Source organism: Bacillus sp. FJAT-14266, assembly GCF_001719225.1.
Taxonomy (GTDB): Bacteria; Bacillota; Bacilli; order Bacillales; family Bacillaceae; genus Bacillus; species Bacillus subtilis.
The window spans coordinates 3356351-3375808 of record NZ_CP017072.1; the positions used below are offsets into that span (position 1 = coordinate 3356351).

21 protein-coding genes are annotated in these 19458 nt (G+C 44.7%); 7 read left to right on the top strand and 14 right to left on the bottom strand.

Annotated features, from left to right (window positions below):
• The first annotated feature begins 98 nt into the window (after nt 1-98).
• The gene (locus tag BGM23_RS17445; RefSeq protein ID WP_003244136.1) at nt 99-1082 is read left to right on the top strand and encodes a metal-dependent hydrolase; all 984 of its coding nucleotides are present in this window, start codon (nt 99-101) and stop codon (nt 1080-1082) included.
• Here the strand turns inward: BGM23_RS17445 and BGM23_RS17450 are convergent.
• The 6 genes from BGM23_RS17450 to BGM23_RS17475 all read right to left on the bottom strand — a co-directional run bounded on the left by BGM23_RS17450 (nt 1075) and on the right by BGM23_RS17475 (nt 7149).
• Nucleotides 1075-3660 carry a YfhO family protein gene (locus BGM23_RS17450; protein WP_029726838.1) on the bottom strand — a complete coding sequence of 862 codons (2586 nt, stop codon included), beginning with the start codon at nt 3658-3660 and terminating at the stop codon, nt 1075-1077. The genes BGM23_RS17445 and BGM23_RS17450 overlap by 8 nt on opposite strands.
• 71 nt (nt 3661-3731) lie before the next feature.
• A complete protein-coding gene (locus BGM23_RS17455; RefSeq protein ID WP_003244113.1) occupies nt 3732-4721 on the bottom strand; it encodes a glycosyltransferase family 2 protein in 990 nt (329 codons plus the stop codon).
• 231 nt (nt 4722-4952) lie between these two features.
• Complete coding sequence (ephM, locus tag BGM23_RS17460; RefSeq protein ID WP_029726839.1) at nt 4953-5813, bottom strand: epoxide hydrolase EphM; 861 nt, start codon at nt 5811-5813, stop codon at nt 4953-4955.
• Nucleotide 5814: 1 nt separating this feature from the next.
• Nucleotides 5815-6132, bottom strand: a complete 318-nt coding sequence (gene spdL, locus BGM23_RS17465) for an SdpC immunity protein SpdL (RefSeq protein WP_032679045.1) — start codon at nt 6130-6132, stop codon at nt 5815-5817.
• Between the two features lie 84 nt (nt 6133-6216).
• On the bottom strand, nt 6217-6735 hold the full coding sequence (locus BGM23_RS17470) for an SH3 domain-containing protein (RefSeq protein WP_029726841.1): 519 nt from the start codon (nt 6733-6735) through the stop codon (nt 6217-6219).
• A 144-nt stretch (nt 6736-6879) separates the two neighbouring features.
• Nucleotides 6880-7149 (bottom strand): YfhJ family protein, encoded by a 270-nt coding sequence (locus BGM23_RS17475; protein ID WP_003243789.1) that lies wholly within the window; start codon nt 7147-7149, stop codon nt 6880-6882.
• A 124-nt stretch (nt 7150-7273) separates the two neighbouring features.
• Here BGM23_RS17475 and BGM23_RS17480 point away from each other — a divergent pair, with 124 nt between their 5' ends.
• Entirely contained in the window at nt 7274-7426 is a 153-nt protein-coding gene (locus BGM23_RS17480) for a small, acid-soluble spore protein K (protein ID WP_003223241.1), read from the top strand.
• Between the two features lie 31 nt (nt 7427-7457).
• Here the strand turns inward: BGM23_RS17480 and BGM23_RS17485 are convergent, their stop codons facing one another.
• From BGM23_RS17485 to recX, 3 genes are all read right to left on the bottom strand, one after another.
• Nucleotides 7458-8651, bottom strand: a complete 1194-nt coding sequence (locus BGM23_RS17485) for an MFS transporter (protein ID WP_072692836.1) — start codon at nt 8649-8651, stop codon at nt 7458-7460.
• 136 nt (nt 8652-8787) lie between these two features.
• Entirely contained in the window at nt 8788-9108 is a 321-nt protein-coding gene (locus tag BGM23_RS17495) for a YfhH family protein (RefSeq protein ID WP_029726843.1), read from the bottom strand.
• A 1-nt stretch (nt 9109) separates the two neighbouring features.
• Nucleotides 9110-9904 carry a recombination regulator RecX gene (gene recX / locus BGM23_RS17500; protein ID WP_029726844.1) on the bottom strand — a complete coding sequence of 265 codons (795 nt, stop codon included), beginning with the start codon at nt 9902-9904 and terminating at the stop codon, nt 9110-9112.
• A gap of 88 nt (nt 9905-9992) precedes the next feature.
• On the opposite strand from recX, the gene BGM23_RS17505 reads away from it, so the two are divergent.
• The 3 genes from BGM23_RS17505 (at nt 9993) to BGM23_RS17515 (ending at nt 11327) form a co-directional block, all read left to right on the top strand.
• Complete coding sequence (locus BGM23_RS17505; RefSeq protein ID WP_029726845.1) at nt 9993-10904, top strand: TIGR01777 family oxidoreductase; 912 nt, start codon at nt 9993-9995, stop codon at nt 10902-10904.
• Nucleotides 10905-10958: 54 nt separating this feature from the next.
• Nucleotides 10959-11069, top strand: coding sequence for a YfhE family protein (locus tag BGM23_RS17510; protein ID WP_003223230.1), 111 nt, complete (start codon nt 10959-10961; stop codon nt 11067-11069).
• 66 nt (nt 11070-11135) lie between these two features.
• Nucleotides 11136-11327: a YfhD family protein gene (locus BGM23_RS17515; protein ID WP_003233561.1), complete on the top strand. Its 192-nt coding sequence runs from the start codon at nt 11136-11138 to the stop codon at nt 11325-11327.
• A 38-nt stretch (nt 11328-11365) separates the two neighbouring features.
• On the opposite strand, the gene BGM23_RS17520 is transcribed toward BGM23_RS17515, so the two are convergent.
• The 4 genes from BGM23_RS17520 to BGM23_RS17535 all read right to left on the bottom strand — a co-directional run bounded on the left by BGM23_RS17520 (nt 11366) and on the right by BGM23_RS17535 (nt 15063).
• Complete coding sequence (locus BGM23_RS17520; RefSeq protein WP_003243940.1) at nt 11366-11950, bottom strand: nitroreductase family protein; 585 nt, start codon at nt 11948-11950, stop codon at nt 11366-11368.
• An 87-nt stretch (nt 11951-12037) separates the two neighbouring features.
• Nucleotides 12038-12919: a PhzF family phenazine biosynthesis isomerase gene (locus BGM23_RS17525; protein WP_046664314.1), complete on the bottom strand. Its 882-nt coding sequence runs from the start codon at nt 12917-12919 to the stop codon at nt 12038-12040.
• Nucleotides 12920-13033: 114 nt separating this feature from the next.
• Nucleotides 13034-14065: a FecCD family ABC transporter permease gene (locus BGM23_RS17530; RefSeq protein WP_046664315.1), complete on the bottom strand. Its 1032-nt coding sequence runs from the start codon at nt 14063-14065 to the stop codon at nt 13034-13036.
• A complete protein-coding gene (locus tag BGM23_RS17535; protein WP_003233570.1) occupies nt 14062-15063 on the bottom strand; it encodes a FecCD family ABC transporter permease in 1002 nt (333 codons plus the stop codon). Before BGM23_RS17535 ends, BGM23_RS17530 begins: the two co-directional genes overlap by 4 nt.
• A 130-nt stretch (nt 15064-15193) precedes the next feature.
• Between BGM23_RS17535 and BGM23_RS17540 the strand changes: the two genes are divergently transcribed.
• On the top strand, nt 15194-16171 hold the full coding sequence (locus BGM23_RS17540; RefSeq protein ID WP_029726846.1) for an ABC transporter substrate-binding protein: 978 nt from the start codon (nt 15194-15196) through the stop codon (nt 16169-16171).
• A gap of 17 nt (nt 16172-16188) precedes the next feature.
• Here BGM23_RS17540 and mprF read toward each other — a convergent pair whose 3' ends face one another.
• Entirely contained in the window at nt 16189-18759 is a 2571-nt protein-coding gene (gene mprF, locus BGM23_RS17545; RefSeq protein WP_003233575.1) for a bifunctional lysylphosphatidylglycerol flippase/synthetase MprF, read from the bottom strand.
• Nucleotides 18760-18930: 171 nt separating this feature from the next.
• On the opposite strand from mprF, the gene BGM23_RS17550 reads away from it, so the two are divergent.
• Nucleotides 18931-19413 (top strand): MarR family transcriptional regulator, encoded by a 483-nt coding sequence (locus BGM23_RS17550; protein ID WP_003233577.1) that lies wholly within the window; start codon nt 18931-18933, stop codon nt 19411-19413.
• Nucleotides 19414-19458 lie beyond the last annotated feature (45 nt).

A 19458-nucleotide genomic window follows, 5' to 3' on the forward strand; every position in this document is an offset into this window, starting at 1 on the left:
ATATGAGAACGATTGAATCAGTTTAAAAATTGGGTATATGAAAATGGGGAATTTCTTACAAAGTGAATGTGCAGGATCACCCTGCAAGGAGGTCACCTATGGATACGGGCACACATGTCGTTATGGGCATCGCACTGGGCGGTATTGCGACGCTTGATCCTGTTGTCGGATCAGATCCGGCAATGGCTCACGCTGTTATGATCGCAACGCTTGCGGGCTCTCAGGCTCCGGATATTGATACTGTGTTAAAGCTTAAAAACAATGCTGTTTATATAAGGAATCACAGAGGATTTACCCATTCAATTCCCGCCGTTTTGTTTTGGTCTGTCATCATCCCGGCGATTCTGTATTTATTTTATCCTCAGGCCGATTTTCTGCACCTGTGGCTGTGGACACTGCTGGCAGTCGTTCTGCATGTCTTTGTTGATATATTCAACGCCTATGGAACACAAGCCATTCGTCCGTTTTCGAAAAAATGGGTTGCGCTCGGGCTGATTAATACGTTTGATCCGTTTATTTTTATCAGCCATCTGGCAGCTATCGCGATTTGGTATGCAGGCGGGAGTCCCGGCATCACGTTTCTCAGCTTATATATCATATTGGTAGGCTACTACTTGGTGCGCCTGATCATGCAGCTGAGAATTAAACGGAAGCTTCATGAGATGATTCATGATGAGATCGAAAGCATTATTATTTCTCCAACGATGAAATTCAGGCAATGGCGAATCGCAGTGACGACAGCACATGCTTTCTATGTAGGAAGAAGCATGGAAGGACATGTCGTGATTCTGGATACATTTAATCGGGTGCCTGTTCCTGAAACCGATGTAATGCATGCGGCAAAGCAGGATGATAACATCGCGGCGTTTCTGTCCTTTTCTCCGGTTTACCGGTGGGAAGTGGATACGTTTAAAGATCATTATGAGGTGAGATTTATCGACCTGCGTTATCGGAGCAAAGGCCATTATCCGTTTGTCGCAATTGTTCACATCGGCCATGATCTCACTATTCGTTCGTCCTATACGGGATGGATATTCAGCGAAGAAAAACTTCAGAAAAAATTAAAGCTCGGCTCTATATAGAGCCGGGCTTTTTACGTCTTATATAGAAAACAGCAAACAGCAGACTGACGAGAGATATGACCGCCGATATTTTGAAGTATGGCGGATAGTAAGTCAGCTCAATGTGATTGTCTCCCTTTTGCGCCTTGAAGCCTATAAAAGCATAATCCGCTTTTTCGATCTTCTGTGTTTTTCCGTTGATCTTCAGCTCCCAGCCTTTTTCATATGGGATCGGAAGCATGATGTACTGGTCTTTTGACAGATGATAGGCAAAGGTCAGTCGATTTTTGTTCCAATTCAGTTTGTCTGCTTTCTCTGTTTTATTTTGCATTACAGCGTTTTTCAGCGTTTGGTAATTTTCTTCATAGAGCGCTATGTTTCTCAGCTCATAGGTTCCTTTCGGAAGATTGATTGAGATATGGCCTGATTTAGGCACTCTTACCGTTATATTATTTACTCCGGTTTTATATATCGATTTGTTCGATTTCCTTGTTGTGACATAATCATTTACCTTTAACGCAAATCCTTTGTCTTTTGCTTTGCTTTTCAAATAAAAGCTGACATAGTAGTCTCCCGGAGCGGATGATGGCTGTTTCGGGGTGATGATCAGCTCTCCTCCGTTTTCTCCAGTTACGGTTAGCAGCCCGTTTTGATACTGGGCTTGTTTTGCGGTGATGTCCGACTTGGTGATCAAATTGGACGGTTTTGGTGTCTGCTCCGTTTTTCCTGATGGATCTTTTAATATAATTCCTTTCAGCATCGCCTGTTCTTTCGCAAGAGCGGGCAATCGGTCCAGCTCACTTTCGCTGTATATGGCATCCGCTGTTTTAACGAATGGAAGCATGTACTGATTCTCATAAACTGCATAATGCTCTGTTTCTAAATGCTTTTTGAAGCCGTACGGGACGCTGGCTTCGTTTGTTTTTTCGGTCATATAATATTTGCCGTAAAGCAGGCTGTATAAATTCGCCCTGTCTCCCAATGACGCGTAACGGCTGACGCTTTCCCTGCCCATATCGATGCTTAAATCATTCCAATAGAAGGCCAGCAGATCTTTGTTTAAAATGCTGGAATACGCGCTGAAGCCATTAAATCCGTAAATGATTGGCGTATTATTGCGGACCCCGTTCATCCAGTCGATTCTCATGAGCGGGTCATCGTCTTCCTTCTGTAAACGTCTGATGAGCTCAGATGATTCCCGCCCTCTGTATTCCTCACTTGTAAGATATTCTTTTGTCACACTGTCCAAATCGCCGCCTTCTGAGAGCGCGTATTTTTGATAGGAGTTGGCGACAAACAGCGAAGAAAGAATGATTATACCGTACACAGCCATTTTTGCCCGTTTTTTCGCAAAAGCTGCAGCAAACAAGGCTGCGATTGTCATGAGTAAGAGCAATAGAATACTTTCATTCGCAGGCTTCCATATATCGAGCTTATACCTTTGGATATGATACAAGTAAAGAAGCAGGACGACAGCTGCGGCCGGGAGCAGTTCTTTCCGTTTCAATTCAGACAGCTGTGACAAACCAGCCGCAGCTGCTCCCGCAATGGTAAAGGCCAGAACATATTCAAACCGGTTTTGCGGGGCGGAAAAACCGTTAAAGACGCTTGCCGCATACGGACTGAAATGAAAAAGGATAAACAGCAGGCTCAATCCGGCAAAGAGACGAAACACACGGTTTTTGTAAAAAGAAATAATAAACAAAAACAGCAGAAAAGCGGCCGGCACAATGATGATCCGGCTCGAAAATAAGATATTATCATCGAAATTGAGCCACTCTATTTTCTGGCTGTATGGAGGGCGCAGGTTGTTTAAAAAACCGTATACTACGGGCACAAACGCCGCCGCACTGATGCCAAAAGAAATGAAGCCTGAAACCAGAAATAATCTGATTTGAATCCATCTTTTCTCTTCATGTGGTTCCAAACGGATCAGCCATCTGAACAGCACATAGATTCCGATGAATATAAGGTTTATGTATGCAAAGTAAAAATTATTGATTAACGTCAGCGAACACGCAACGATAAACCACGCCGGACGCCGCTCTCTAATAATTTTTTCTGCGCCGAAAACAAGCAGCGGAAGCCAAACCATTGTATCGGTGAAAAATTCCCAATACGCTTCGTGACGGAAATAAATAATTGAGACGCCGTATAACACGGCTCCCGTGAACGATGCCGCCCTGTGCTTAAGAAGATAATGAAAAACAGAAGCGGACGTAAAGATGATCAAGCTCAATTTGAAAATACTGATAAAAACAGCTGACTCAGCCCAAAAAAGCGTATCCGCTTCTCCGATCAGCTGGACGGCTTGAAGCAGCCAAACAGCGGCGGACACAGCAAGAAAAAGAAAAGACGCAGAAAAATAATAGCCGAGCTGACTGAATGTGCCGCCGCCAAGTCCGAATGAATAATTGTAGAAAAAATTCCCGTGTGTATATTGGTCAAATAATAATTTTTTAAATACGATCATTTGCGCAAGCCCGTCACCCGGACCTGTCATATACCTGCCTTCCGCCCATTCTTTCACAAAAAAAGCGTGTGCCAGAACGGACACCAGCAAACTGGCCGCATAGATCATGATATGTTTTCTTTTCATATAAATTCTCCAGTCTTGCTTTTAAGATAATAGACACGCAAAAAAAGCACTGCCAATGGCGCTTGGTATTTTCAGTGCATTTTTGTCAGACGCCGCATGCTTTTTAATTCGTTCGTTTCAGGCAGGTCTTTGTTCGGGATATTCGCTTCTTTGATCAAATAATGCGGGCGTTTTTTTGTTTCATAATAGATTCGGCCGATATATTCGCCTATAATTCCGAGGCTTAACAGCTGTACTCCGCCGAGAAATAACACTGCTGAGATAATGGTGAAATACCCAGGCACAGAAATACCGTTAGTCAGAATTTTAACGAATGTGGCAATGATATAAATGATGGAAAGCAGCAGGATGAAAATGCCTGTATAAAAACATAATCTCAGCGGCTTATGATTAAATGAAACGACGCCGTCCATTCCGTAGTTAAACAGACTGCTGAACGACCATTTGGAGGTGCCGTTTTTTCGTTCGACATTTTCATAAAATACAATTTTCTGATCAAAGCCAATCCAGCAAAAAAGGCCTTTTGAGAAGCGGTTTCCTTCGCTCAGCTTCAAAAGTGCATTCACAGCTTGGCGGCTTAACAATCTGAAGTCACCGACACCGTCACGCAAATCGACTTCCACCGCTTTATTAATGAACTTGTAATACATAGATGATAAGAGTGAGCGGACAAAGCTGTCCCCTTTTCTGTTCCTTTGGGCAATGACTTGGTCATACCCTTCTTCGTAGCCTTTGATAAATTCCTTCAGCAAATATGTCGGATGCTGCAGATCGGCATCCATGACAATAACCGCCTCGCCCTGAACATGCTCAAAGCCCGCCAAAATTGCGGCTTCTTTTCCAAAGTTTCGAGAAAAAGATATATATTTTACCCGGCTGCACGTCGCTGCCAAGTCTTTGATCTGCTGAAGCGTGTCATCAACACTTCCGTCGTTTATGAAGAATATTTCATAGTCATAATGAATGTTTTTAAATTCCTTTTTTAAAGATTCATGAATGAGTTTGACATTATACCCTTCATTGTAAGACGGGATAATAATCGAGATTAATCCTTGCTTCATTAAGGCACCTTCTTTTTATTATTCTTTTTAAGTATTGCCTTAGGGGAGTTTTACACAAATCTTCAGTAAGGCTATTCCTTTTTTTAAAGTCGTTTAAACCTGTTTTTTGTTACAATTTTATGGTGACATTCATGATTTTTAATGTTATTTTGTCATGTTTAAAACAGACTATGAAAAAAACGCACAGAAAAAGTCTGCCATTATGACAGACGGATGGAGAGAAATTTTAGCTTATTGGTTCTTAAGATATTCCAAAATCAGCTGATTGACGATGGCTGGCTTTTCGTGGTTAATCCAATGGGAAGCTTCATCAACAAAGATGAGATGTCCATTCGGGCAATGCCTTTCCGTCTCTTTCGCAAGCTTCCTGCTCAAAAAGCGGTCTTCCATTCCCCAGATCATTCGGTAAGGTACTGTTTCGTAAGAGGGTTTCTCTGCCAAGCTTCCTTTTCTGAGGGCTCTGTACCAGTTCAGCATAGCTGTCAGCGCGCCCGGCTGCTTCCACGCTTCTTTGTACCTGCTGACATCCTCGGATGTAAAAAGCGCGGGACGGTCGGATAATCCAATCGCTTTGTCTAATGTATCATAATCATTTTCCCTTAGTGATGCCTCCGGTATATCGGGCAGCTGGAAGTATGCGATATACGAGCTTTTCAGCCATTGCGGCGGATAAAGCGGCGTTACGGTTTTCATGACGTGCGGGTGCGGGATATTGATCGCGATCAGTTTTTCAAGATATTCCGGGCGTGTGGAAGCCAAATGCCATGCGACAGCTCCTCCCCAGTCATGACCGATGACAATTGCTTTTTCATCAGTGAATTGCGTAATAAGCCCGATGATATCATCTCTTAATGTATCAATCCGATATGAATCAATTCCTTCTGGTTTGTCACTGAGATTGTAGCCCCGCTGATCAGGAGCAATGACCCGGTAACCCGCATCAACAAGCGGTTTGATTTGATTTTTCCAGCCGTACCAAAACTCAGGAAATCCATGGAGCAGGACAATTAACGGGCCGTCTTCCGGTCCTGCGGCTGCAACGTGGAGCGTGATTCCGTTCGTATTGACAAACTGGCATTTAACTCCGTCCACTTCAATCTCCTCCTTGACTGTGCGTAATGATTTTCAGCCTTTTCTCCGTTAGCATAAATGTTATGACACAGGCGGCAATCAGCAGGATAAGCTGAAGAATAATCAAGTTTGATCCCAGCAGCAAACCCATTCCCGCAATCACCAAGCCTGACAGGATCATTAATGATGCACTGTAACGGTTCGCTTCATTCCATAATCTTTGATCTGACATTGAGCGTCTCGTTCTGTATCCATACACACTGTTGATCGATTTGGGAGGAAACAGTTTGATCAGTATGCCCGCAATGATCATAAGCCCTCCGCCGACTAAACCCGTCATATCATCATCTCCTTTCTCATTGTTACGTGCAGAAAGAAGAAATGTTTCATGCATAGGCAAAAAGACAAGCCTCGGCCTGCCTTTTTATCGCATTTGTAAATCCTTTGTGTGAATATAGCCTTTAACTCCGCCATAATCCACGAACGCCCAAGTGAAGTCAAATCCGCCGTTTTCACTGAATCCCCACCCAAGTATTGTCACCTCTGTTCCAGATGAGAGCTGTTTAGCTTTTCCATTTTCGGGCGTCGGTGCATAGAAGGCTGTCTGTTTCGTTGTTTTCGCTTGGCTTGCGGTTTTCATTAAAAAGTGAGTTGAAATATATGCTTTCTTTCCTTTGAAATAAATTTGAGCCCAATCGGCATTTACGAACCTATCGACTTTTACCTTTTGTTCTGATGATACAGTGCCGAGAATATCACCTTCATGATTTGGCTCAGTCCGGACATTCAGCTTTCCTGTTTTTATGATGTAAGTATCGGATGATGGCATGCTGACAGATATGTCGTGAAGGGGCGCAGCTTTTGCTGCGGGAGCGGAATGAAGTGCTGTCAAACCCAGTCCTGCGGCAGCTGTTAAAGCGAGCATTACTTGTTTCTTTTTCATATAAAGCTCCTCCTCGCATTTTGACAAGATATAAGTGGTATTCCCTGATTGACAGGCTGGTGAAACATGTTTTGTTTATGATTTCTTCCTGTTAAGGTAATTTTAAGAAAATGAAAAAACCTGCCGGTCGTTAACGGCAGGTTTTTAATGCAAAAGGCCTCTGCTTTGATTTAAGTAATCATTCACGTCGTTACGGGAGCTTTGAAAAAGGTGGAGCTGGCCGCCATAGTTTTCAATCCATTGTGTGACGATTTTTTCAGTCATTTTTTCACCTTGATAGGCGTGTCCGGCTTTTGCATAGGTTGCTTCGAAATCACTCCATAACAATTCCACCCACGTTTTTGCCTGTATATAGCTGATCATCTCGTTCTTTTCCAGAAGCAGATTAGTCAGTTTCTCAATGTACATATTCATGTGTGCAGTCTCCTTTCTTCAGGAAAAAAATAACGCTTTATTACGTGGTGTTCTCCATATACTAACCTTACGTCTTCATCTGGAAAGACGCAACTTTTTGATCTCGAACCTAGGGGGATATGACATGGTCCGAAATAAAGAAAAAGGATTTCCTTACGAAAACGAAAACAAATTTCAGGGTGAACCGAGAGCAAAGGACGATTATGCTTCAAAGCGTGCTGACGGATCTATCAATCAGCATCCTCAAGAAAGAATGAGAGCCTCAGGCAAACGGTAAAGAAGAACAGCTGCATACACTGCAGCTGTTTTTACCCTTTATTGACTTGATATTCGTAGACGCTCTTCTTTTCTGATAAGTGTGCGAAGGTAGAAAGCACAAGTCCGCATGCAGTCATAAGCGCACCTCCTGCAAACAGCCAGGAATAAGAGCCTGTTCCGTTTAAAATCATTCCGCCGATCCATGCACCAAGGGCATTGGCAAGGTTAAATGCTGATACGCTGACAGCTGCGGCAATGGTCGTGCCGCCCTCAGATGATGAAATGACCTTTGTTTGCAAAAGAGGCGGCGTGCCGAATGCGCATGCCCCGAATAGGAACGTTGCCACAATGGCTGCAGCCGGGTAAATGGCGATATAAGGAAATACAGCCAGAACACCGATTAAACCGATCATTACGCCGATCATCGTCCGAGTCAGCAAAGGCAGCGGTACTTTTCCAGCAAAGAAATTCCCGGCAACGCCTCCCAATCCATACGCAAAAAGAGCACCTGTAATGCCAACCGTGCTGAATCCGGCTGAATGCCTCAAAATGGGTTCGATAAAGGTGTAGGCGATAAAGACACCGGAATAGCCTAAAATGGTAATCGCGAAGGAAAACAGCACTTGTTTGTGTTTAAAAACCCCCCACTCATTCATAAGCATTGGGATCACTTTTGGTTTTCTGTTCGGCACGGCAGCCATAAGGCCTAAAAATCCGATGACACCAAGAGCCGTAATGATGGAAAACACCGCTCTCCAATTCAGGACATCTCCGAGATAAGAGCCGAATGGAACACCAAGCATTAGAGCCACTGTCAGTCCGCCGTTCATTGAAGCAGCAGCTGCAGCACGCTTTTCCGGCGGAACCATTTCACTTGCGAATACCATGGCAATCGCGAAGAAAGCGCCGTGAATGGACGCAGATAAAATTCTTGAAATGGCCAATACAGCAAAATTCGGCGCCAGTGCGCTCATCAGGTTGGAAAGGATAAAAACCGCCATCAGCCCAAGAAGCACAGGCTTTCTCGGAAGCTTGACGGAAATGATGGTGACGAGCGGTCCTGTCAAACAAACGCTTGCCGCATAAGCCGTGACAAGAAGCCCTGCGGATGAAACCTGTATATGAAAGTCATTGGCAATCGACGTCAAAATACCCATCACCGCGTATTCTGTATAGCCAATTGAAAATGTGCAAATCATAAGAACAAATATAATAAATTTTACAGATGGGTTTTTGATACTCAACGTCATCGCCTCCTTTGATTTTAAAAAACAACGAGTTTCATCTTAAAAGATTTTTCAAGTGAATTCAATGATTTTTTCTTTAAGAATTCGTGTAAATGTGCTGCAAACAAAAAGAGGCTGATCATCAGCCTCCCCGTTACGCTTTATTCTTTTTCTTCAATACTGAGATTGGCAGCGCTTCCTCTTGCTGAGGGGAAGAGGTCCTGTATCCCCATGCGAAAACGCCATTTAAATAACTGATGGTAAACTCGTCCTCAGTGTTTTCCACACGATATGTTTCTCCCGGTGAGTAATCTTCCGGGTTCAGCAAATATGCTTTTGCCATCGTAATTTTCCGTTCGAGCACTGCCAGTTCGTTTATGATACCATGCTGTTCGGCTTTTCTTGCTTTTTCAGAAAGTAATGCGATTTCGGTATTGAGTTCGTGAGGTGTCATTTGACTGTATCGTTTCTCCATTTCAGTACTCCTCTTCCTGCAGTAATTGCTCGATTAAATCGAGTGAGAATCCTTTGCGGAATAAAAATTGTTTGACCTTCATGGCGCTTTCATATGAGCCGTCATAGCGGTATTTTCTAAACGCTTTTTCCGCGTGAAGGCGCAGCGCTTCTTTCTCCGTGTCTTCATCATTTTCATATTCAATCTGATCCATCGCCGCGCTGATAACATCAAATGAGAAGCCCTTGCGCTGAAGCTGCAGCTGGGCGCGCTGTTTGAATTCTTTCGTCGAAAGCTTTTTATCTTTTTTGAGAAGCTTTTCAACATGCTTGACCGCTTCTCTTGTCTGATCTTCAAAGGAAAAGGAACTTAGCGCCTCCTTAATTGTATCGTCATCAATTCCCTTCGCTCTTAGCTCTCTGAACAAAACATCAGGGCCTTTTCCGTTTGTTTTTTTGTGAGTGCTGACATAGGCTGCGGCAAATTCCTGGTCGTTTAAGTACTTGTAATCGTTAAGCCTATGGATGACTTCCGCAATGACGGGGGGCGAGGTTTCTTTTTTCTTTAAGTGGTCCTCGACCTCTTTCGTCGACCGCATTCGATAGGATAAAAAGTCAAGCGCACGGTTGAAGCCTTTCTTCACTTCATCGCCGTATTGAATTTCAATGATGTCAAGATCATCGAGTTCTTTTCCCTTCTTGAGCTCAAATTTCACGAGCACATCCGCGTCCACGCTGAAGGCGTATTTATCATCCAGAAAAATATTGAAGCGTTCCGTATTCTTTTTTTGCGTTGATATTTTTGTAATAAACGGCATCTTAATCTCCCTTCTCAGGCCTGAAACGCGTTTTCTTTTATTACAATGAGGTAAAGTATATTTATTAGAACGATGAGGAGAGATGTTCATGAATATCGCAATGACGGGCGGAACCGGTTTTCTCGGCCAGCATCTGACAGGCGTTCTTACCCGCCAAGGACACCATGTTTATATTTTATCAAGAAACGCAAGGAAAACTGAACAAAAAAATATGACATATGTCCAATGGCTGTCGGAAGGAGCCGCCCCGGAGCAGGAACTTCCTCATATTGATGTCTGGATAAATCTTGCGGGAAAATCGATTTTTGGCCGCTGGACAGAAAAAACGAAGCAGCACATTCTCTCCAGCCGTATCAATGCGACGCGTGAAGTGCAGCGGCTTATTCAGAAACAGAAGGAGAAGCCGAAGACATTGATCCAAGCCAGTGCCGTGGGCATTTACGGCACAAGCCTTGAGAGAACTTTCACAGAGGATTCTGCAACGTCAGATGAGGATTTTCTCAGCCATACTGCACACCTGTGGGAAAAGGAAGGACAGCATATTGAAGCGATGGGCATCCGGACGGTTTATGCAAGATTTGGCGTGATGCTTGGAGAAAAAGGCGCTTTACCGCTTATGGTTCTCCCCTATAAGTTTCTGGCCGGCGGAACGATTGGAACGGGAAGGCAGTGGCTGTCATGGATTCATGTCGAGGATGCGGCCCAGATGATCCGATATGCGGTGGAAAACGCCGGCATCTCAGGCCCAATGAATGTCACCGCGCCCAATCCTGTGGACATGAAGCAATTCGGAAAAGCGATTGCACGGGTGAAGCACCGCCCGCACTGGCTCCCCGTCCCGGAATTCTTTTTATCAAAAACATTGGGTGAAATGAGTCTTTTGATTGTGAAAGGACAGCGCGCTCTTCCTAAAAAAGCGATAACCTCTGGATTTCGTTTTACATATTCGGATCTTGAATTTGCACTCTCACAGCTGATAGCGGACCGTAAGACTGTATAAAAACAGCAGGAAGCGTCAACCTTAAGAATAACATGGTTGAAGGAGGTCCTTTTTATGGAAAAAAAGAGGGAGAAGCACCAGCAAGGCGCCAACCTGAAAAAAATGCAGGAAGTTCTTTATTCAGGCGAATTTAAAAAAGCGGAAAAAGCTGCTAAGCGGAAGTAGGAATACATAGCCCCTTAAAACCAAATACTATCTTTGTTTGATATCACTTTTTAGGGGGAATTTGATATGGGCAGAAATCATATCCACAAAAACCGTGATAAAAACAAACAAAAGCTTCCACAAGTTCCCGATGCATTAAAAAGGGAAACTGACGGCGTTTACGAAGAATATTCAACCGAGCTTGCTGATGCAGATGACCGCGAAGCGCAAGAGCGTGCGAAAGCAGCCGACAACAGAGCGAAAAAGAAATCTCGTTAATGAAAAACCCCTTGTCTCCGTTTGAGACAAGGGGTTTTTTACATTTCAGTGAATCGGTCGCGGATCGGTGTGCGTTTTTTCACTTCCGGCGCCTCGTCAGGATAACCTGTTTGTATGATGGCGGCGAAACGCTCATTATCCTGTAAACCAAAGGCCTGATGGACTTCTTTGTCATAAAGGATTTTTCCGCTTTTCCAAACCATGCCGATTCCTTTTTCCCAAGCGAGAAGCTGAAGATTTTGAATCAACGAGCTTGTTGCCGCAAAATCGTCGTCCCGCGCTCTTTCGTTTTCATCTTCCTGAAACACGACGAGGAGAAATCCCGGAACGCGCCCAAGTGTGTTTTTGAAATTTTGAAGCTTTTCCTCTGTCATATCCGGCTTGGATTTCTTAGAGAACGCTGCAAATGTATTGATGAGGTTCGCTTTACCTGTCTCACTGGAAACGTAAATAAATCTCCATGGCTCTGTCACTCTGTGATTTGGCGCATATTTTGCCGTTTCAAGCATGTCAAGAATGACTGCTGAAGGTACTGGCTCTTGTTTAAACTTTCGAATCGATCTTCTGCTGCGTATGATGTCCCGCAGTACTGAATGCTGATGTATTTGTTCGGTTTGAGGCATACCGTCTCACCTTCCTATGCAATTGAAAATGATTATCATTTCATAATGATAACGGAAAGTGCATCTTTTTGTAAACCATCATCCGTATTAGATTTTAAGAATACGGGTTTCTGAGTAAACGGCTGTTCCTGTCATGTTCACTTTCACATGGCCGCCGGCTTCGTTTATTTCGATCTCCACTTTTCCGTCTTTTCCAATTTCCTGCCCTTGTTCAATGATAAATTTATGCTGCTCGGCATTGCCATAATGTTTCATATAAGCCCCCATCACGCCGGATGCTGTGCCGGTCACGGGGTCTTCAATCGTTCCCGAATACGGGGATGAAAAGTGGCGTCCGTGCAGGTCGCTGTCGGGATGAACGGTTTCAAAGGTAAACGGATGGACTGAAGCTTTTGGCAGATCAATTAACACTTCCGGAAATTGTTTGTTATCTGGCACCATTTTTTTGGAAGCCTCCAATGATTTAAGCGGAACGATGGCTGTCCATATGCCAGTGCTGCCAAACACAATCGGAAGGTCTTCATGAAAATCCTCTTCGGTGATACCCAGTGCGTCCGCAAGTTTTTTCCGATCGCCTGTAAATGGTTTGAATTGCGGAGAGGCCTGTTCAAGCGTGATATGAATACGGCCATCTTTTTCAGAAATCTTCACAGGCAGGATACCCGCTTTCGTTTGGATGCTGTACGTTTTACCGCTCTCCAGCATTCCTTTCTCACATAATGCGTAAAGAGACGCAACTGTCGCATGACCGCACAAATTCATTTCGTGTCCAGGTGTAAAGTAACGGAGTTCAAGATCGGCCGACTCGCTTTTTCGGATAAAGGAGGTTTCTGAATACCCGGCACGCTCAGCTATGATCTGCATCTCGTCTTCCGTATAATCGTCTCCCTGCAAAACGACGCCTGCGGGGTTTCCTTTGCCGGGACTGCTTGTAAATGCTTCATATTTTAATACCTCTGCTTCTTTCATTCATCTGCCGCCCTTTCTTTATCAATGTCTCTGTCAGTATAGCAAAAATAATTACGAATCTTCAGTCATTATCAAAAAAACCCATTTTCTTTTTTAAGAAAATGGGTGTAACGATTAAGAATTTCTTGTTTTATAGAGCAAATAAATAAAATAAGGTGCGCCGATAGCCGCTGTAAAGACGCCGGCCGGCACTTCCACCGGAGCAAATAAGGTTCTGCCGACGATATCAGCTGTTAAAACGAGCAGAGCTCCAATAAGTGCCGACGCTGGGAGCAGCGCGCCATAAGATGAGCCGACAAGCCGTCTTGCAATATGGGGCGCCATCAGCCCGACAAAACCGATTGTGCCGGCAACTGAAACTGCACAACCAGTAAGAGCCGTACTCAAAAGTAGCAAGAAAAAACGATTTCGCTGCACAGCGCTTCCTGCACCCGCCGCAATATCTTCACCCAGCACCTGTATATTCATATTTTTTAGCGCGACAAAACAAATGAATAAGAGAATGACAGATAAGATAATAGCTATTTTTACATGCTGCCAGTTTGACCCATAAACTGACCCAGTGATATATACATTGGCTTGTGATGCCCGGTAAATCGGGCCTTTGATCATCAACAGGGTAGTCATCGCCTGCGCCGACATTGAAAATCCGATTCCGATAAGCACCAGCCGAAATGTGGAGGCGCCATTTTTGTATGCCAGTAAATAGACGATGAGCCCGACAGCCGATGCGCCGATAAATGCGGCTGCTGGAAGCCATGACAGACTGATCGTAAGTGAACTGCCGCGGTCTGAGAAGAACATCATTAAAAGCACGACCGCTACCGCCGCTCCTCCTGTTATTCCGATAATATCCGGAGATGCGAGAGGGTTTCTGACGAGCCCCTGCAATATCGCGCCTGCCGCTGCCAAGCAGACACCGGCGCATAAAGCCGTCAAAATTCTTGGCATGCGGAACGACATGATCATCAGTTCATCCAGCTTGGAACCTGCACCAAAGAATGTTTTTGCTACATCCCAGGGAGGAATAAACCTTTGTCCGAGACCTGCGCTTATGATGAGTACAGCAGCTGTTAACCCTAGTAAAATTAAAAAGACGATCCATGCTTTCTTTTCAGCCGCAGTAACGCCAAAACGAAGTTTCATAGCTTCGCCCCCCTTCTTGCGATGTACACAAACACAGGCATTCCGATGATGGCGGTCATGACCCCGACAGGAACCTCCTGAGGCATAATGATATATCGCGCACCGATATCCGCGCAAACAAGCAAAATGGCACCCAAAACAGCGGAAAATGGCAGAACCCAGCGATAATCATTACCAACGACAAAGCGGGCAAAATGCGGAATAATGATGCCGATAAAAGAAATCGGCCCGGCAATGGCGACAGCGGACCCTGCAAGCATGACAACACAAAGCGCCATCACAAATTTCAGCAGGCCTGTTTTTTGGCCGAGTCCTTTTGCCACATCTTCTCCCATAACGAGGAGATTAATTTTTTGGCCGAGAAAGAAGCAGATTACCAGCGCTGCCGCTGCATATGGAAACATCGTCATCAACAGATCCAGACTCCGGCCCTGCACAGAGCCAGTCAGCCAAAAAAGCACCTGGGCAAGCTCGAGTTCGTTGACAGACAGCAAGCCCTGTGTCAGAGAAGAAAACATGGCTGCCATGGCAGCTCCCGCCAGCGTCAGTTTGATTGGCGTCAGCCCTTCCCTCCCAAGCGAGCCTGCTGCATAGACGATCGCGGCGGTAAATGCTGCCCCCAGAAACGAGCTCCATACTAATGCCTGAGGTGACTGAATATGCAGAAAAAACGATCCGGCAACAATAAAAAAACCTGCACCGGCGTTAATCCCGAAAATCCCCGGTGACGCAAGCGGATTTTTTGTGAGCGCCTGCATGAGAGCGCCTGCGGCTGCAAGCGAGGCGCCGACGACTGTCGCAACCAAAGCGCGCGGAAGCCTGACATCCTTGATGATGACATGCTCATTTGTTCCGTTGAAGGAAGTAAATGCCTGATAGACCTGTCTCCATGACGTACCTGTATAGCCGTACACGACGCTTGCGCAGACAGCCGCCAGTAAAATGAAAATCAGACATACTAACACAATCCATTTTGAAGATGCCTTTTTGCAGATCATGATCTAATTCTCCTAGTTATTTACTATGTAATGTTTGTTTTTGAGAATAATCCTCAATTAGGGATTGACACTCTTAACACTGCTTATTATGATCTAAATGATAATGAATTTCAATATTGGGAGGAAAAAGATGAAAAAGCATATCAGCATGCTATTCGTATTTTTAATGGCCGTTATGGTACTTTCTGCCTGTAATAGTTCAGAAAGTTCAAGCAACAGCGAGGGGTCAAGCAGCAAAACAAGAACGGTCAAACATGCAATGGGGACATCAGACAACATTCCCGCCAATCCAAAACGGATTGTTGTTTTAACTAATGAAGGAACAGAGGCGCTCTTAGCGCTTGGCATTAAGCCGGTCGGAGCCGTAAAGTCATGGAAGGGCGACCCGTGGTATGACTATCTGAAAGATGACATGAAAGGTGTTAAAAACGTCGGTCTTGAAACGGAACCGAATGTGGAAGCCATCGCAGAATTAAAGCCTGATTTGATTATTGGAAACAAAGTGCGCCAGGAAAAAATTTATGATCAGTTAAATGCGATTGCGCCGACTGTTTTTGCTGAATCTTTGGCCGGGAACTGGAAGGATAACCTGACTCTATACGCCAACGCGGTGAATAAGGCGGACAAAGGCAAGGAAGTCATTGCCGATTTTGATAAACGTGTTTCTGATTTAAAAAACAAGCTGGGCGACCAGACAAACAAAACCGTTTCAGTCGTACGCTTTTTATCCGGTGAATCAAGAATCTATTATACCGATTCATTCTCAGGGATTATTTTAGACCAGCTTGGCTTCAAACGCCCTGAAAAACAAGTAGAACTGTTCAAGAAACAAAAGGACCAATTTACGTTCTCAACTGACAGTAAAGAATCTATTCCTGATATGGATGCTGATGTGCTGTTTTATTTCACTTATAAAGCCGATAATGCAAAGGAAAATGAAAAATGGACCAATCAGTGGACAAGCAGTTCACTATGGAAAAACCTGAAGGCCGTGAAGTCAGGTAATGCACATGAAGTCGATGACGTCGTATGGACAACCGCAGGCGGAATTAAAGCCGCAAACTACCTGCTTGATGATATTGAAACCTACTTTTTAAAAACGAAATAAAAAAAGACTCCGTCTTATTAGACGGAGTCTTTTTTGCTTTTGCCAATCAGACGTGTAACGAGGAACATGGTGACAGAAAGAGATCTGTTTTTCCGATACGCTAAGTATTTCCCTCGCCACTCCGGTTTGTATTTTTCTTTAAAGGCTCTTAGGCCGCTGAAGCTGTACATGTATCTGACATTATTAAAAATGACAGCGGCAAACCTTTCGGACCAGAAGGATGTAAAGGCAGTGCCGACATTGGCCAAGGGTGCCATCCCCATATTAAATGACGTGCAGCCCTCTTCCTTTGCCCATAAAAACATACGGATAAACAATGCGTCCATAATGCCATTTGGAGCGTCGCCGCGATAGCGCATCAGATCAACCGATATCTCTCCTTCCTGGTACATCGGCATGACATTTGCGAATGCAACGATCTCTCCTTCTGCATTTTTCATATAGGCGATCGGCGCTTTCTGTAAATAGGAAGGATCAAAAAATCCGAGCGAGAATCCCTTCTCTTTTTTCGAGCCGAGCCATTCGTCTGAGATTTGCTTCAGCTCCTCCAAAAACGCATCAGAAAATGGGGGATGATCCACATGGAAAGTATACTCCTCCCGCTCAAAGCGGTTATTGATTGCCCGAAGGCCGGCTTTTTTCTTCCCAGTCAAGGTAAATGTATTTAAATCTACATATGCTTCCTCGCCCAATTTAAAGAAGTTGTAGCCAAAATCGTGATACAGCGCCATGTCCTCTCGTTCAATTTGATAGAACAAAACACTGAATCCCTTCTGATGCGCTTCGTTCAGAAATTCTTCCAGCACGAGCGGGAATGATTCTCTTTGGCCAGACGGATCGCCGAGCACGACCAGCCTTCTGGCGATTTTCCCAAACAGAAGCAGTGCATTCCCATCGCTGGAAAAATAAAACCGCTTATCTCCAAGAAAACCGAGATGGCTCAGCGCGTTGCCGCCTTTTTCATTAAGAAACGCAGCAAGACGCTCAGGGTCAGCTTGCTCTCCGATCGGTTTCGTTCTCTTATGATAGACCACTGTAAATATCAAGAAGAACAGCGGCACAATGATGATCGCCATGATGGTTGCATGTGTAATATGCGAGGTGCTGTGGACGAAATATTCGTGACGCAGCACCTTCTTCATCCGGTCCCAAATAAAGCCCGCGATCAGATTGTAGTTAAAGAGCGCCACAGTAAACAGCGCCACAGCGAATATCAATTGTCCCAGTGTATAGGATGCCTGTTCGCGGACAAATTGTTTTTTCAATAGCACAAGCAATACGATAATCATCGGCAGTACGAATATCGCGCTGATGTTAAGCCCTTTTAAAAAGCTGAACACAAAGCCGCCGACAAGCGCTGTAATGGCCATCGTGTAGGAACGTTTTGTCCGTTTATAAAGCTCGATCGGCAAAATTAGCAGAATGAGTGCTGAGCTTAAGGACAGGCCGTTGAACAGCAAAAGCGCAGGGCGCGGAATGTGCGGTATAACCGTCAGCCTGTCAATCGGCAAGGAAACTGAGGCCAAGACAATCAGACCTGCTACGAACACAATAAGGGAAAGCGAGCCTTGCAAAATTCTCACTAATACCGCACGCTGAACAACAAGCAGAACGTTTGTCGTCTCAATTGCCGGTGCGATGCGCGGGTTCGTTTCGAGCCGCTTCATTGTATTTTCCGTCAGGTCGCCTGCGGCAAAGAACAGTCCCAAGATAAATGGGATAAATGAATAGGCGAGCCTGTACAACACAATAGAAGTAACGATGGCCTCTTGATGATAGCCAAGCTGCTCCATCCCCAGCAAAAATAAAAGGTCAAACGAGCCGAAGCCGCCCGGCACGAGGCTGATCATTCCTCCGATCGCCGCAATGACGAACACCCCGAACACATACCTGATATCTGCATGAATGCCCATAGCGAACAAAGCAAAATAGATGACGGTCCCGGCCATGAGCCATTCAACAACTGAAGCTCCAATATATGCGAAAATCGGATTTTTCACTTTATCCGCATTCTCTTCGTCCCCAGCTTTGCGGTCTTTTATTTTGGACACCGCCAAAGATAGCGGCAATATCAGCGCAAAACCGATAACGACCGCCCATAGCCAAGGCTTCTCATGAATCACTTCATCCACTGGCAGCACTCTCGCAGCGACGAAAATGCTGAAAACAGATAATCCGAGCAGCATAGATGATGTGAGCCAGGCGATTCCTTTCACGAGTGCCTTATGGTCTTTCGTATGCTCCTTATAGAACATCATTCTTAACCCGACTCCGGCTAAACCGCCGAATCCCAACACATTATTAAATGAATTGGCGATCCAGGAAACCCTGAAAACTTTTCCGTTTGTGATCGATAGGCGCAGTGAGTACTTCAGGACGTAATCATACAGCGACATAGCCGCAACAGCCAGCAAGCCGATCAACACAAGCATGAATAAATCCGTTCGTTCCAGTCCGTTGATGACCATAAGCGTACGTTTGAATGACAGATTTGTCAGTTCTTTTTTCGATTGATAAATAACAAATAGCAAAACAGCAATAGGAAAAACGATTTTTAATATTGATAAAGCATTCTTTTTAATCAGCAATGGTCTCTCCAATCATATTCTAGTTCGATCCTCTCCCCCAATAATCTCCAACTCATTATACACTACCGTTATTTTTCGGACAAAGTCCCGCATGCGGTTTCTGCTCACTTTCTTTCAGGAGTGAAAATCGAGTAATATGGTAAGAGGAGTGAATGATGAGGAAGTGATGAAATGGAATATAATTTACACGATACAACAGTATTAAACGAAAACATTCTTTCATCGGAGGAACGGGAAATATGGGTGCTCTATATGAAAGTCTTAACGTCCGCCGGGCTCGGTGATGTGTCCGAGTGGATGAAGCTGGATATGAGCATGCCGCAAATGAAGGTGCTGATGCTATTAAACAACCATGGAACATTGAAAGTGAGCGACATTGCTGAAAAAATGGGGGCTTCCCTGTCCAATACAACTGGGCTGCTTGACCGGCTTGAAAAATCAGGATTTGTCAAACGCTCACATTCTGAAGAGGACCGCCGCTCTGTAGTTGTTCAGTTGACAGAGAATGCGAAAAAGATTTTCCGGGGTTTGTATGAAAAAGGCCACCTGAAATTGAAGCGTTCATTAGAGCTGCTGTCCCCTGAAGAAAAGCAGGCGGTTTCCGAAGGGCTGTCTATCCTTTCAAGAGCATTAGAGAAAGCGAAAAAAGAATAAATCTGTAAGTCTGTCATCCGCAAACTGCGGGAGCAGGCTTTTTTT

Excerpts from the sequence above, each read along its gene's own strand:
- BGM23_RS17530 (WP_046664315.1), bottom strand. The coding sequence starts at position 14,065 with ATGAAACTTCGTTTTGGCGTTACTGCGGCTGAAAAGAAAGCATGGATC.
- BGM23_RS17510 (WP_003223230.1), top strand. The coding sequence starts at position 10,959 with ATGGAAAAAAAGAGGGAGAAGCACCAGCAAGGCGCCAACCTGAAAAAA.
- BGM23_RS17525 (WP_046664314.1), bottom strand. The coding sequence starts at position 12,919 with ATGAAAGAAGCAGAGGTATTAAAATATGAAGCATTTACAAGCAGTCCC.
- BGM23_RS17450 (WP_029726838.1), bottom strand. The coding sequence starts at position 3,660 with ATGAAAAGAAAACATATCATGATCTATGCGGCCAGTTTGCTGGTGTCC.
- BGM23_RS17550 (WP_003233577.1), top strand. The coding sequence starts at position 18,931 with ATGGAATATAATTTACACGATACAACAGTATTAAACGAAAACATTCTT.
- BGM23_RS17520 (WP_003243940.1), bottom strand. The coding sequence starts at position 11,950 with ATGCCTCAAACCGAACAAATACATCAGCATTCAGTACTGCGGGACATC.
- spdL (WP_032679045.1), bottom strand. The coding sequence starts at position 6,132 with ATGACGGGTTTAGTCGGCGGAGGGCTTATGATCATTGCGGGCATACTG.
- BGM23_RS17540 (WP_029726846.1), top strand. The coding sequence starts at position 15,194 with ATGAAAAAGCATATCAGCATGCTATTCGTATTTTTAATGGCCGTTATG.
- BGM23_RS17475 (WP_003243789.1), bottom strand. The coding sequence starts at position 7,149 with ATGAATATGTACATTGAGAAACTGACTAATCTGCTTCTGGAAAAGAAC.
- BGM23_RS17495 (WP_029726843.1), bottom strand. The coding sequence starts at position 9,108 with ATGGAGAAACGATACAGTCAAATGACACCTCACGAACTCAATACCGAA.
- recX (WP_029726844.1), bottom strand. The coding sequence starts at position 9,904 with ATGCCGTTTATTACAAAAATATCAACGCAAAAAAAGAATACGGAACGC.
- BGM23_RS17515 (WP_003233561.1), top strand. The coding sequence starts at position 11,136 with ATGGGCAGAAATCATATCCACAAAAACCGTGATAAAAACAAACAAAAG.
- BGM23_RS17535 (WP_003233570.1), bottom strand. The coding sequence starts at position 15,063 with ATGATCTGCAAAAAGGCATCTTCAAAATGGATTGTGTTAGTATGTCTG.
- BGM23_RS17470 (WP_029726841.1), bottom strand. The coding sequence starts at position 6,735 with ATGAAAAAGAAACAAGTAATGCTCGCTTTAACAGCTGCCGCAGGACTG.
- BGM23_RS17505 (WP_029726845.1), top strand. The coding sequence starts at position 9,993 with ATGAATATCGCAATGACGGGCGGAACCGGTTTTCTCGGCCAGCATCTG.
- BGM23_RS17480 (WP_003223241.1), top strand. The coding sequence starts at position 7,274 with ATGGTCCGAAATAAAGAAAAAGGATTTCCTTACGAAAACGAAAACAAA.
- BGM23_RS17445 (WP_003244136.1), top strand. The coding sequence starts at position 99 with ATGGATACGGGCACACATGTCGTTATGGGCATCGCACTGGGCGGTATT.
- BGM23_RS17455 (WP_003244113.1), bottom strand. The coding sequence starts at position 4,721 with ATGAAGCAAGGATTAATCTCGATTATTATCCCGTCTTACAATGAAGGG.